Annotated in this window: 14 protein-coding genes; all 14 read left to right on the top strand. The window is 38.3% G+C overall.

Annotation, left to right across the window (positions count from 1 at the left end):
* Positions 1 to 158 precede the first annotated feature (158 nt).
* A complete protein-coding gene (locus E3K36_04060; protein MCF6154424.1) occupies positions 159 to 929 on the top strand; it encodes an NAD(P)-dependent oxidoreductase in 771 nt (256 codons plus the stop codon).
* Positions 898 to 1,881: an NAD-dependent epimerase/dehydratase family protein gene (locus E3K36_04065; protein MCF6154425.1), complete on the top strand. Its 984-nt coding sequence runs from the start codon at positions 898 to 900 to the stop codon at positions 1,879 to 1,881. Before E3K36_04060 ends, E3K36_04065 begins: the two co-directional genes overlap by 32 nt.
* A 19-nt stretch (positions 1,882 to 1,900) precedes the next feature.
* A complete protein-coding gene (locus E3K36_04070) occupies positions 1,901 to 2,902 on the top strand; it encodes a kinase (protein ID MCF6154426.1) in 1,002 nt (333 codons plus the stop codon).
* Positions 2,903 to 4,102, top strand: coding sequence for a DegT/DnrJ/EryC1/StrS family aminotransferase (locus E3K36_04075; protein MCF6154427.1), 1,200 nt, complete (start codon positions 2,903 to 2,905; stop codon positions 4,100 to 4,102). It abuts the gene before it with no gap.
* Positions 3,987 to 4,691 carry an NUDIX hydrolase gene (locus E3K36_04080; GenBank protein MCF6154428.1) on the top strand — a complete coding sequence of 235 codons (705 nt, stop codon included), beginning with the start codon at positions 3,987 to 3,989 and terminating at the stop codon, positions 4,689 to 4,691. The genes E3K36_04075 and E3K36_04080 overlap by 116 nt, the downstream gene beginning before the upstream one ends.
* Before the next feature lie 455 nt (positions 4,692 to 5,146).
* Complete coding sequence (locus E3K36_04085; GenBank protein ID MCF6154429.1) at positions 5,147 to 5,851, top strand: hypothetical protein; 705 nt, start codon at positions 5,147 to 5,149, stop codon at positions 5,849 to 5,851.
* A 152-nt stretch (positions 5,852 to 6,003) separates the two neighbouring features.
* Positions 6,004 to 6,579 (top strand): Uma2 family endonuclease, encoded by a 576-nt coding sequence (locus E3K36_04090; protein ID MCF6154430.1) that lies wholly within the window; start codon positions 6,004 to 6,006, stop codon positions 6,577 to 6,579.
* A 474-nt stretch (positions 6,580 to 7,053) separates the two neighbouring features.
* Positions 7,054 to 8,280: a hypothetical protein gene (locus tag E3K36_04095; protein ID MCF6154431.1), complete on the top strand. Its 1,227-nt coding sequence runs from the start codon at positions 7,054 to 7,056 to the stop codon at positions 8,278 to 8,280.
* A gap of 277 nt (positions 8,281 to 8,557) precedes the next feature.
* On the top strand, positions 8,558 to 9,331 hold the full coding sequence (locus tag E3K36_04100; GenBank protein ID MCF6154432.1) for a class I SAM-dependent methyltransferase: 774 nt from the start codon (positions 8,558 to 8,560) through the stop codon (positions 9,329 to 9,331).
* Positions 9,331 to 10,329 (top strand): NAD-dependent epimerase/dehydratase family protein, encoded by a 999-nt coding sequence (locus E3K36_04105; protein ID MCF6154433.1) that lies wholly within the window; start codon positions 9,331 to 9,333, stop codon positions 10,327 to 10,329. The genes E3K36_04100 and E3K36_04105 overlap by 1 nt, the downstream gene beginning before the upstream one ends.
* Before the next feature lie 134 nt (positions 10,330 to 10,463).
* On the top strand, positions 10,464 to 11,123 hold the full coding sequence (locus tag E3K36_04110) for a hypothetical protein (GenBank protein ID MCF6154434.1): 660 nt from the start codon (positions 10,464 to 10,466) through the stop codon (positions 11,121 to 11,123).
* Positions 11,124 to 11,131: 8 nt separating this feature from the next.
* Entirely contained in the window at positions 11,132 to 12,136 is a 1,005-nt protein-coding gene (gene neuB, locus E3K36_04115) for an N-acetylneuraminate synthase (protein MCF6154435.1), read from the top strand.
* Entirely contained in the window at positions 12,133 to 12,930 is a 798-nt protein-coding gene (locus E3K36_04120; GenBank protein ID MCF6154436.1) for a class I SAM-dependent methyltransferase, read from the top strand. Before neuB ends, E3K36_04120 begins: the two co-directional genes overlap by 4 nt.
* Positions 12,923 to 14,083, top strand: a complete 1,161-nt coding sequence (gene neuC, locus E3K36_04125) for a UDP-N-acetylglucosamine 2-epimerase (hydrolyzing) (GenBank protein ID MCF6154437.1) — start codon at positions 12,923 to 12,925, stop codon at positions 14,081 to 14,083. The genes E3K36_04120 and neuC overlap by 8 nt, the downstream gene beginning before the upstream one ends.

Raw genomic sequence — 14,083 nt, forward strand, 5'->3', positions numbered from 1 at the left:
AATTATGCCCAAGGCTGATTCAATCTTGCAGATTGAACCACACGTTTGAACCAGGTTATAAGGGTTGGGAAAAAGCCAAATGTTTCGGTTCAATCGAGGACGATTGAACCAGCGAAACGATTCAACCAGCAAAAGACACGTAGAAACAGGGAGTTAGTGTGAGAATACTTATTACCGGGGTACTCAGCGGCATAGGGAAATACATTTATGAAAATCTCGGTGGAACGGGTATCACCAGATCAACATCCGCAGAAGAATTTGAGAAGATAAAAAGAGACGGTGTAGACGTCATTATCCATTGCGCCTTTAATTCACAAAAAGATATAACTTCTGATTTACTTTATCAATATTTTAAAGACAACGTATTTCTCACGAACGAGTTGGTGTCTATTCCTCATAAAAAGTTTATATTTTTTTCAACGGTAGACTTATATCCGAAGAATTCTGACACTCATGCAGAGGATGAATTGATTCGTATTGATACTATCAAAGGAATATATGCAACTACCAAACTTATATCAGAATCTATTGTGGGAAAAAAAGGACGCAATTTTCTCATCTTAAGGCCAACCACGCTTCTGGGCAAATATGCGAGAAAGAACACACTCACGACAATTATTGAAGGGGGAAAAGAACCTTTATTTCTCTCGGGCAATTCACGATTTAACTATGTTTTACATTCAGATATCTTAGATTTCATTACGTTTTCAATACACAATGACATTAAGGGCATATTCAATGTGGCATCAACAGGTAATATCTTACTTTCTGAGGTAGCCAATTTACTCAATAAAAAGGTACGATTCGGTACCTATTTGTATGATGTTGGGAATATATCAAATGACAGGATAACAGCGTTCTTTCCAGCGTTTAAAAAGACACCAAAGGAAATTCTCAATCAGTTTATTGAGGTTTGGGAAAGTGCATAAGAAAAAAGTCCTGATATGCGGTGCCACCGGATTCATCGGAAGAAACATTGCTGAGACTCTTATAAAAAGAGACGATTTTGAAGTCTACGGCACATATTTTGATTCAAAGCCATTACAGGATCCCAAAATCAAAATGATACACGCAGATCTCACTCATAAGGAAGATGTAACCAGGGTAGTAAAGGGAATGGACATAATTATCCAGGCAGCGGCCACAACTTCTGGTGCAAAAGAAATTATTACAAAGCCTTATTATCACGTTACCGATAATGCAGTCATGAATTCGCTTATCTTCAGGGCTGCTTACGAAAACAGGGCATTACATGTCTTATTTTTTAGTTGTACCGTTATGTATCAATCAAGCGACCTGCCGGTGAAAGAAACGGATTTTGATCCAAACAAGGAAATGCATCCAAACTACTTCGGTGCGGGATGGACAAAGGTTTATATCGAAAAGATGTGTGAATTTTATTCAAGGATAGGTAACACCAAATATACTGTTCTACGGCATTCAAATATTTACGGTCCGTATGACAAATTTGATTTCGAAAGATCGCACGTCTTTGGAGCAACGGTAACAAAGGTTATGACTGCCGAAAATAATGGGAAGATCACGGTGTGGGGCAGTGGAGAAGAGGAACGGGATCTTTTATATGTCTCAGATCTCGTGGATTTTTTAAAGCTTGCGATTGATAAACAGGGAACAAGGTTTGCATTGTTTAACATTGGCTATGGTAGCTCTATATCTATAAATGAACTTGTAAAAAAAATAGTAGCCCAGTCCGGCAGGAACATCACTATCGAATACGATATATCAAAACCAACGATAAAAACCAGGCTTTGTCTTGATACAACAAAAGCCAGGAATACTCTGGGATGGTACCCACAAGTTTCTTTAGATGAGGGAATACAAAGAACTATGGCATGGTACAGGGCAAATGTTACTACGTGATTTTAAGGAGGTCTCCAGGATGATTATCAGCAGAACACCCTTTCGCATCTCCTTTTTTGGTGGGGGAACTGATTACCCTTCATGGTTTCACGAAAATGGTGGTGCTGTTTTGTCGACTACTATCGATAAGTATTGTTATATAAGCTGTAGAAAACTCCCCCCTTTTTTTGAATATAAACATAGGATTGTATATTCAAAATTCGAACAGGTTAATGAAAATGATGAAATCTTTCACCCATCTGTGAGAGAAACATTTAAATTTATGAATGTTTCTGAAGGTTTAGAAATCCACCATGATGGAGACCTTCCAGCCAGATCGGGGATTGGTTCGAGTTCATCGTTCACCGTAGGGTTACTCCATGCATTGTATGCCCTGGATGGAAAAATGGTATCAAAGAGGAAACTGGCGATTGATGCAATCCATATAGAGCAGGAGATGATAAAGGAAAACGTAGGTTCACAGGATCAGATTATTGCCTCATTTGGTGGTTTGAATAAGATCGAATTTTCAAATGATCACCACTTTGAAATCAGTCCAGTAACCATTAGTCAGGCCAGGTTGCAGGAATTGGAAAACCATTTGATGTTATTTTTTTCCGGTTTTACACGAATTGCCTCCAGGATAGCTCAGGATCAGATTTCCAGAATAAAGGATAAGACCCATGAACTCCAAACCATGAGAAGCATGGTCGAAGAAGCAATTACTATCCTGAATGGCAATGATGACATTGCTGATTTCGGGAAGTTACTTCACGAGAGCTGGCAACTTAAAAAGAATCTGTCGAATAAGGTGTCGAATTCCCACATTGACCATGTCTATGAGATGGCCTGCAAGGCGGGAGCCATAGGCGGCAAGATCCTGGGGGCAGGTGGTGGTGGTTTTATTTTGTTTTTTGTGAAACCAGAAGATAGAGAGAAGCTGAAGGAGACGTTGGGGTTTTTGTTGCACGTTCCCTTCGGATTCGAGGCATCGGGAAGCCGTATTGTGTACTACAGTGAAGAATCAGGAGATGAAGTATAAGTGAAGATACCATTTGGCACGGTAACAGTAACAGAGAAGTCGAAAGAATTAATAGACTATGCACTCAGGTCAAACAGGCTATCAAGCGGGAAATATGTAAGAGAACTTGAAAAAAGATTTGCTGAGCTTGTAGGCGTAAAAGAAGCTATAGCGCTTGGCTCGGGAACGGATGCCGATGCTTTGGCACTAGCAGTTTTACACGATTACGGAGCAAAACGAGGGGATGAAGTCATCGTTCCGGCCCTTTCCTTCGTGGCAACCGGTAACGCAGTTTTACAGGCTGGCCTCACGCCGGTTTTTGTTGATGTCGACAGAAAGACCCTGAATATCGACCCAGTAAAGATAGAAAACGTTATTACAAAAAAGACACGGGCAATAATGCCAGTTCATCTTATGGGCAAACCAGCAGAAATGGACGCAATTAACGTCATTGCGAAGAGGCATAATTTAATTGTGATAGAAGATGCTGCAGAGGCACATGGAGCCTTATACAAAGGTACAAGTGCAGGTGCGCTGGGAGACATGGCGGCCTTTAGTCTCTATGTAGCGCATATAATATCAACGGTAGAAGGTGGAATAGTAACTACAAACAATCCTGATTTTGCAGAAATATTACGATCTTTACGAAGTCACGGGAGGGCATGCAAGTGTGAAAGTTGTGTTCTCAATACGGCATCTGCTTATTGTTCGAAGAGATTCCGATACGGAGAAAATGAAGATATACGATTTATTTTTGAGCGAGTAGGGTTCTCTTCAAAAATGAATGAATTGGAGGCTGCCGTTGGTTTGGGAAATCTTGAAATATATGAAGATATCCTCAAGAAAAGAAGAGAAAATCTCTATTACCTTATAGAAAAATCCAAAAAATTTGAATCTTTCCTGGCAACCATTGAAAAAGAGCCCGGTGAAGAAATAGGCCCCCATGCCTTTCCCATTATCATTCAAGAGAACGTCAGATTTACACGGGCACAACTGGTAAATTATTTAGAAAAAAATGGAATTGACACAAGAAATCTATTTTCTTCCATACCCACCCAGTGTCCCGGCTTTAGTTTCCTGGGACATAAGAGGGGTGATTTCCCCAATGCTGAATATATTGGGGAAAACGGAATACATATCGGAGTACATCAGGATCTGGGCAGGAAAGAATGTGATTTTATACTTAAGACAATTGAGGAGTTTTTACAAAAATATGCTTGAGCAACCAATGCCAACCAAAACGAATAATGCCCTTCCAAAAAAACTACGACCCTGGAAACTTCTTAGTAGTCAGGAGCGATTTTCCGCCCCGCCATGGGTCAAAATACATGTGGATAAAGTCAAACTCCCCAGTGGAAGGATCGTAGCTGACTATTACCGCATTCAGTTGCCAGAGTACGTAATGATTTATGCACAAAGAGACGCAGACAATAAGATACTGCTTGAACGCCAGTACAAGCATGCTTTGGGTTCCATTTCCCTGACTCTGCCTACAGGCTGCCTGGAAGAATGGGAAACCCCAATTGAAGCGGGAAAAAGAGAACTTCTTGAAGAAACCGGTTACAGTGCCCGTGAATGGCGATCTATTGGCTCTTTTCTTGTTGACGGGAACAAAGGCTGTGGAAGGGCTCATTTCTTTATCGCACGTGGATTAGAAAAGATTGCCGATCAGGATAAAGATGACATGGAAGAGACTGAGATTGTCTTTATAGAGCCGGACGTGTTGATAAAGGCAGTTTTACGTGGTGAAATTCCGTTCCTTGCAACCGCCGCCCTCATAGCAATTGCAGGACATCAAAAACTCTTGTAAACGTCTTAAAAAAGTTGACGTTCTATTCTTCGATATCATTCACACGCAAGTGGGAATCCATTCGCTTTCTTTATCTGGATTCCCGTTTACACAGGAATGACAGAAAAAGGCAAATTTGTTTTACCCGGCAAACCTAATTTAACATACAAGGAATTTCAAAGCTGCGGTTGTAGAACGACGAGGCTCGTCGCTCTACATTGAGAAAGTCGCCGAAGGCTTGATTTAATTCCTGCTTTCGCAGAACATGCCACGTACTTGATACGAGGAATGACACCTTACTTTTTGGTTCACTATAAAGTAACATTTAGCTTTGTGAAAAAGGTAGCGCCGAACCCTTGTGGTCGGCCTGTGCGGGAGATAAACCACCAGCGCTACGTATTTCCTTTCATGCAGATTGTATATAAATATACGGTTTTTCAAAAGGCTAAAGTGTACACTATAAATAGAGTGAGGAAATGAAAGCTATCATTTTAGCCGGGGGTTTTGGAACACGATTAAGGGAAGTTGTCAAAGATGTACCGAAACCTATGGCCCCTGTAGCTGGAAAACCATTTTTAGAATATTTAGTATTACAGCTTGCTAAATGGAAAATTAAAGAAATAATTCTTTCTATTGGTTATAAGGGTGACGTGATTAAAGCGTATTTTGGTAATGGTAAAAATTTTGGGGTTAAGATTAGATATTCCAAAGAAAAAGAGCCTCTGGGAACCGGAGGAGCTATAAGGCAATCTCTAACTCATGTTGACGATGATGAATTCATTGTAATGAATGGAGATTCTTTTTTAAATGCAGATTTTTATGAATTGGTTTCTCGCCATTATGCCTGGCACGCAAAGGCTACTATAGGACTGGTACAGACACAGAATACAAGTCGTTATGGCAGGGTAGAACGGAATGAAAAAGGAGAAGTTGTAAGATTTGTTGAAAAGAGTTCGGAAAGGGATGGCTTGATTAACGGAGGAGTATACATTTTTCGTCGCGAAGTTTTTCATGGTATTTCTTCCGGCAATGTTTCTTTGGAGAATCAAATCCTGCCTTCTCTTGTAAATCATGGGTTATATGGGATAATTGTACATGGTTTCTTTATCGATATTGGAGTCCCCCGCGATTATCTGACTTTATATCATGAACCAAAAAGATTCGTTGACATATTGAAATAAAATTTTTATTGAGAACCGAAAGCCTCGTTTTTCTCTTCCAACTGTTATGCAATTGGAAAACTTCTTGCCTTATCCTTTTATTTAATGGTATTCTTTTGGTTATGGCTTAGGTACTTTAGTACAATTTATTTTTTGTGAGAGAGTGAATTTTTATGAGAGGAACGACAGAAATAGACGCTGCCCCGGATGAAAAGAAAATCTATACATACGATGATTATGCAAAACTCCCCGAAGGAGAACCGTACCAGCTAATAGGGGGAAAACTCGTAATGACACCTGCGCCATCCACATATCATCAGGAAATATCAAAACGGCTTGGATATCTACTTTATGAACATGCAGAGCTTAAACAAAAATTGGGAAAAGTCCTCCATGCACCAGTCGATGTATATTTTGAAGATGAAGAAACATACCAACCGGATATAATCTTTATTTCAAACGATAGGGTTGGAATCATTAAAAAGGAAAAAATAGAAGGTGCCCCGGATCTTATTATAGAGATATTATCCCCTACTACTGCCTATTATGACCTGATACATAAAAAGGATATTTATGCAAAGCACGGGGTAAAGGAATACTGGATAGTCGATCCGATGGAAAAGTGGGTTGAATCTTATAAAAACGAGAACGGTAAATTTATCCTTATTGGCAAGGTACAAAAAGACGAAAGTATAGGCTCAACAATCCTAACCGGTTTTAAGGTGGCGTTAGATACAATATTCGCGTAATCCTTCTCTAAACTACCATTTTTTTAAACACCATGTCTATTTTTTAAACATTTCCTCTCTGTTCATAATAAAGATTTTTCTCTTCAAAAATAATTTTCCAATCCATTTAAGTTTTCACGCAAGAGTTGTGATTAGACGTTAGGTATTGCAATTAGACCTTCAGTAACGTGTTTATTGCGCGGGATTTTATTCTATCAATACAATCCATCCCTGTTAAATAAGCAAAATTCATCCACTCCAGCTTAAACAATTTCCAATACTTATGTAGTTATATTTTATCCTCTTAGACTCTTGCCTTCTGCTTATCCCATTATGCTTTCTCCCTCAACATTTTCATACCTCTGAAATGAATCCATCCGAGTATTTGGTATTAAGATTGCTTTCCAAAGTTTATGGAATTATTTCTATATTTTTAGAATTAAAATCAAGTACTCTTTAGAACAGTCGACAAAAACCAAAAGGGAATAAATTTGCATGCCATTATCTGAACTAGATATTCTTAAAAAAGAAAATAAATCCATCCTGGACGAATATGCCAAAGTCAGCGATTTGTGCAAAAACCTTATTTTTGAAATACAAAAACGGGATAATCATATAAACACACTCGAGCATGAGAAAAAAATGATCATGGAGGAACTCAATCTACTGAAAAATCATAATAAGGAACTTGCATTAAAGTTAAATAACCATGGTATCCACGGAGAAGTAAAACCAGATTCTAAAGCTAACGAAACCTTAGAATATCTTCTCTCCAGGAGTCAAAGTAAAACAGCTGTGCGGGTAACGTCTTTAAAAAAGAATAATCCGAAAATATGCATGATCTCTAGTTTACCTAAATCGGGAACATGGAGCATGCAGTATTTTTGGGCTGTTTTTGATTCATTGTGTAAAGGAAGCAAAGAATATGATCCATATGACCCATTTTTTTTGGAACTAGATGGCATCGGAATCGATTTATTTGCTATCGCACATTTTTACTGCCCTGAGTACAACTATTATGTTCCTGAAGATTATCGGGAGAAACTTGCTTCGTTGAAGTACCCTGCCGCTCCTGGATATGACTGGGGGAATGAATATCTGAGGGATAATGGACTTGCCACACACTGCGACCTGTTAAAAAATAAGAATGTAAAAATCGTTTTCATGTATCGGAACCCATTGGATCAACTGGTATCTTACGGACGTGCTTGGTGGATGTACGATCAAAAGATTGCCCCTAGGCCAAGAAGTATTATGCAAGACAAAAATGGAAACCTTATACAGGTAGATACTTTTAAGCAATTTATCAGGACTGGTGGGGCCACATCTTATGTCTACTATTTTTTTACCTATCATATTATGAAAAATATTCTTGGGGATGACCTCCTCTTTGTACGTTACGAAGATGTATTTCGAAATAGGTACACGAAATTAAGAGAAATTGGAAATTTTTTTCTTGGATCAATTGATAATGGCGCATATAAAGACCCATTCGATAAAGCGGTTGATCTGACGAAAATAGAGAATATGAAATTATTGGAATCTGTCACTCCCAAAGCCATTACTCATCATTATTTAAACCCCAAGCCAGGCGGAATAAGACATGTGTTTGATGGTAGTATTGGCAAATGGAAAAGGTATTTTGATCAGGATGACATCGATTATGTATTTGGTTTGCTCGATAATCTTGGCATCGGGAAAGATTACTTTGTTTTTGATTAATAGCCAGTATGCTCGATAAATTATCAAGTGGTTATAAAAAGGAAAACAATCAAATTCTTTAATAGGACTACCATTTGATTGCTACATTCTCAACATATAGTATGAATGACTGTGAAGCGGATAGCCCAATTTTTAAAATAACCATTCACTATATTTATATTTCATGTATCACGACAAGATGATACATTTGCAAACCCAGGATATACTATCTTCCCTCTTCCAATAGAGTTATGTGTATTATTAATATCTACGAGTACTAGAGACAACATAAAATAAAATGAATAATAATTGGAGAGTCTGGAACAAAGCAAAAGAATACGGAAATGTTTTCTTTGCACGCGCAATTGGGAATTTGCCTGAAATGGAAAGCAGTAAATCAGCTGCACGAGCAATCTCAAGCATTGCTAAAGAAAATTACCTCATTATGGATATCGGATGTGGCGCTGGGCACTATCTTGTGTCATTGGATAATACATTAAAAATCCCATTCAAGTATTATGGTATAGATGCCACTCCATATTATATTGAGATGGCTAAAAAAGCGTTGTTTGAACGAAATACCAACCCTTTAAGATTACATACAAATTTTGAAGTAGGCGATATCTTTCACTTAACGGTGAGAAATAATTTTGCAGATATAACAATGTGCAACAATTTACTTCTCCATTTACCTTCCATTGAAAAACCTATTAGGGAACTCTGGAGAATAACCAGAAAATTTGTCGTTATTAGAACGCTTATAGGTAATATCTCTTTTCGGATTAAACAGATCGATTCACCTGAAGAATATACCGAAGAGGGAGAACCTGTCTATTTTCAATATTTTAATATATATTTTAAAGCATATATCGAGGGTCTCATTAGAAAATTGAGTAATGTAAAAGAATACACTTTCATTGAAGACAACAGCTTTAATCCTGACAAAATCGTCAATTCCAAGAATTGTTATCAAAAAGTCCCGCACAACTTAACGACTGTTGTAAATGGAATGCAAGCGAATAACTATATTATTCAGCCCTGGAAGTTTGTAATTATTGAAAAGAAAGAGTAATGATATTAAGGCATAAAAAAATTCTCGTTACCGGCTCTGAAGGTTTTATCGGTAGTCACCTTGTAGAGCGGCTATTGAAGGAACATTGCAAAATCAGGGCCTTTGTTCTTTACAATTCCTTTAATTCCTGGGGTTGGCTGAATACTTTCCCAAAAGAACTCCTTAAAGATGTTGAAATATTTACCGGTGATATTAGAGACCCAAATAGCGTTAGAAACGCGATAAAAGGGATAAAAATAGTCTTTCATCTGGCGGCTTTAATTGGCATTCCATATTCCTATTATTCACCAGATTCCTATATAGATACCAATATCAAAGGTACTTTAAACATCTTACAGGCATGTCGGGATTTTGTTGTAGAAAGGGTTTTTATTACTTCCACGTCTGAGGTATATGGTACGGCACAGTATGTTCCCATTGATGAAAAGCACCCACTTCAACCACAATCTCCATATTCTGCCACAAAGATTAGCGCTGACACCCTGGCAGAGAGTTTTTATAGGTCTTTTGACCTGCCAGTAACAATAGTAAGGCCCTTTAATACGTATGGTCCTCGGCAGTCAGCAAGGGCGGTAATCCCTACAATTATTATCCAACTTCTATCAGGGAAAAAAGTGATAAAGCTCGGAGCATTACATCCAACTCGGGATATGGTGTATGTAAATGACACGGTTGATGGCTTTATTGCAATAGCGAAATCGGATAATTCAGTTGGAGAAGAAATAAATATTGCAACACAAACTGAAATTTCTGTTGGAGAACTTGCAAACAAAATTATTGATAAGATAAATCCAGAAGTAAGGGTGACGACGGATGAACGGAGGATAAGGCCAGAAAAGAGTGAGGTCGAAAGACTATTAGGAAGTAACGAAAAAATAAGAGGATTAACGAACTGGAAACCAAAATACACCATCGATTCAGGGTTGGCGGAGACAGTTGAGTGGTTCAAAAAGAAGGACAATCTAAAGATGTACAAGTCGGAAATTTATAATGTGTAAAAATATTTATTTAGACGCCCCTATTGCAATAATTCGCACTATATTTATGAGAAAGGGATTTGCCTGCCAAGTTCGGCGCTTAATGGCGAAGATGATATCCATTACGTATGTGAAGTTCTAAAGGAGTTCATTTCTTGAAGGTTAGTTTATTTACCAAAGTTAACAAGCCCACAGTTAAAGAATGCATTGAGTATTTACATGGACATTTCGACTGTGTGTCTGTTTATCAGGGTAAGACCGGTGATCCATTTCCTGCTGTAGCCCACCATGAGTCTTCGGATATAGTACTTTCGTATTTGTCGCCATGGATAATTCCAAAGGTGATATTAGAAAAAACAACGTTATGGAATATCAATTTTCATCCTGCACCCCCTGAATACCCTGGTATCGGGTGCTTTAATTTTGCCCTGTACAACAATGAGAAAACGTACGGTGTTACCGTGCATCATATGGCAGAAAGAGTTGATACGGGTAAATTAATCGCTGTAAAACGCTTTCCATTACTGGAATCTGATTCAGTTTATAGTCTAAGTATCAAAAGTTATGGCTATATGCTTTCGTTATTTTTTGAAGTCGTAGACCTGATTATAACGAAAAAATCTCTTCCAAAGAATAATGAAACATGGAAAAGAAAACCTTATACCAGAAAAGAGTTGGAAAAACTTTGCGAGATTTCCCTGGATATGAAAGAAGGCGAAATAAAAAAACGCATCAGGGCAACCACCTATCCACGTATGCCTGGCACATACATTAAGTTGGCCGGTTACAAATTCGAATACAAACCAGAGAAATAAGAATAACAATGAATACGGTTTTTATTATTGCAGAGGCTGGGGTTAATCACAATGGTGATCTGGGTACAGCCCTTAAACTAGTCGATGTTGCTGCAAGCGCTGATGCCGATGCGGTAAAATTTCAGACATTCAAAGCTGAAAAACTGGCCAGCGGATTTGCCTTGAAGGCAAAATATCAAAGGAAATCAACCAATTCAGATGGTTCACAACGTGATATGCTGAAGTCATTGGAACTGGACTATCATGCACACAAAGAACTTATAGCATACTGTAATGAAAAGGGTATTTTGTTTCTATCGACTCCCTTTGATCTCGACAGTGTCTCACTGCTTCATAAACTCGGACTTCATATTTTTAAAATACCGTCTGGTGAAATAACTAATCTGCCCTATCTGAGAAAAATTGGAAACCTCAAGAAAAACGTAATTATGTCAACGGGCATGGCCGACCTGGGTGAAATAGAAGACGCACTTGATACACTTATCGAAGCAGGAACACCAAGAAACAATATCAAGATTTTGCATTGTAATACAGAATATCCTACTCCTTATGAGGATGTTAACTTACATGCAATGCTTACCATAAGAGACGCCTTCAAGGTGGATGTTGGATATTCCGATCATACGCCTGGTATAGATATTCCTATTGCTGCAGTTGCTCTTGGAGCATCGGTAATTGAAAAACACTTTACTCTAGACAAAAATATGGAAGGTCCTGATCACAAGGCATCTCTGGAACCTCGTGAATTAGCAAATATGGTAAAGGCAATCAGAAATGTTGAAAAGGCGCTTGGTAGCGGCATTAAAAAGGTTTCTCCTTCAGAAGCAAATAATAAGACTATCGGAAGAAAAAGTATTGTAGCATCGAAGGATATTAAAAAAGGAGAAATTTTCACAAGGCACAATATAACTGCTAAAAGGCCCGGTAATGGTTTAAGCCCAATGGAGTGGTATCGCGTTATAGGAAGGATGGCTACCAGAAATTTTTCTCAAGACGAGATTATCACAATATGAATTCCGGCAATAACAGCAGTGCCAATGTACTTGAATATACTGAAACACAGCGAAATCTGGCTGTAAGGATCAATGCTCACAAACACTTTTCCAATTTTAGCCTGGAGGATTGGCTCAATTCACATCTGAACTTAATGCCCCGAGCAGCCCTTCTTGATTTAGGTTGCGGCAATGGTAATCTTTTCCCTGTATTTGGGAAAATGCTTGGAGAGAGTGGTTTGGTGGTCGGAATCGATAAGTCCGACGAACTCCTTTGGGAAGCAAGTAAGCAAAACTGTATTACTCGTACATTATTGTTGAAATGGGACATGAACGCCAGGATGCCCTTTCTTGAAGGGAGTTTTGACTACGTTATATCATCGTTTGCAATATACTACATTGATGATGTAACAGCAATACTTAGGGAAATTAAGAGGGTCTTACGTCGGTCAGGAGAAGTTTTCCTCATTGGACCAGCGGATAATAATGCAAAGGAACTGTACGAATTTAACAAGAGAATATTTGGTTTTGGAAGATGCGAAAAGATAGACAAAAGAACAAAACGGCTTGAGAAGGAATTTTACCCTGTATTGAAGACCCTATTTACAGATGTTGCGTTCAATATAATACCCAGCAAACTGGTTTTCCCGGGTAAAAAAGAATTCCTGGAGTATTATACAGCAACACTACTTTTTGAAGAATCTGTGAAAAAATGTGTTTCCAAACCAAACATAGAAACAATAGATGCCCATGATATATCCCCTATTGTGGTTTCCAAGGAGATGGTAATTCTGAGGGGTATTAAAAATGAATAAAAGGAAAATAGCCGTTTTTACTGGTAACAGGGCTGAATACGGACTATTAAATCCTGTAATCGAAGAACTATCTTCGAGGACATCGCTTGAGATACATCTCATAATTTCTGGCAGCCATTTGTTAGAAGATTTCGGAAGAACAGTTGCAGAAATTGATATATCTTCTATAAGGAACGTTAGAAAAATTCCCCTGTCCATTAACCATACGGATAAAGGAGTCGAACTGCTCTTGTTATTTTCTTCCATCACGCAACATGGCGCACATATGCTCAGCAAATTAAAACCAGATTTGATTATTTTAGCTGGCGACCGTTATGAGACCTTTGCTATAGCTGTTACTGCCTATTATTTGAATATACCCATTATCCACCTTTTTGGTGGTGACCTTTCCCAGGGAGGGCATCTTGACGATTCGGTGCGACACTGCGTAACGAAGCTCGCGCACTTGCATTTTACTACAAATGAGAGTTCCTACAATAGAATACTCAATCTTGGCGAAGAAAAATGGAGGGTTTTCAATGTTGGTTCAACTGTTATAGACAATATTTTGAGCAGCAGATACGCAACTGCTGATGAACTTTCGAAAGAATACAATATTGACATAACAAAACCAATAATTCTTTTTACCCAGCATCCGGTAACTACTGAAATCGAAATGGCATACAATCAGGTAAAAGCAAGTCTTGAAGCATTGAGGGAATGTGGGTATCAGGCTGTCATTACCTATCCAAGCAATGATCCTGGCTCTGATCAGATCATAAAAGCAATTTCAGAATATGCTTCCATTCCTCATTTCAGAATCGTAATAAGTCTTGGGTGGAAACGTTATCTTGGATTTATGAAAATAGCCTCAGTTGTTGTGGGTAATTCAAGTAGTGGTCTCATGGAAACCCCTTTTTTTAAAATACCTTGTGTAAATGTTGGAACGAGGCAGGACGGTAGACTAAGGGCTGAAAATGTTATTGATGTCCCCTACCAGAAAAATGCCATCATAAATGCAATCAACACGGCTCTTAATAATAATGATTTTCGTAGAAAAGCACTCAATTGTTCAAACCCTTACGGAAACGGCGGTGCCTCAAAAATAATTGCAGATGTTTTAGAGTCTATCCCCTTAAATAAGGCATTATTGCAAAAAAAAATGACATTTTAA

The sequence above is a fragment of the Candidatus Brocadia sp. genome, assembly GCA_021646415.1.
Taxonomy (GTDB): domain Bacteria; phylum Planctomycetota; class Brocadiia; order Brocadiales; family Brocadiaceae; genus Brocadia.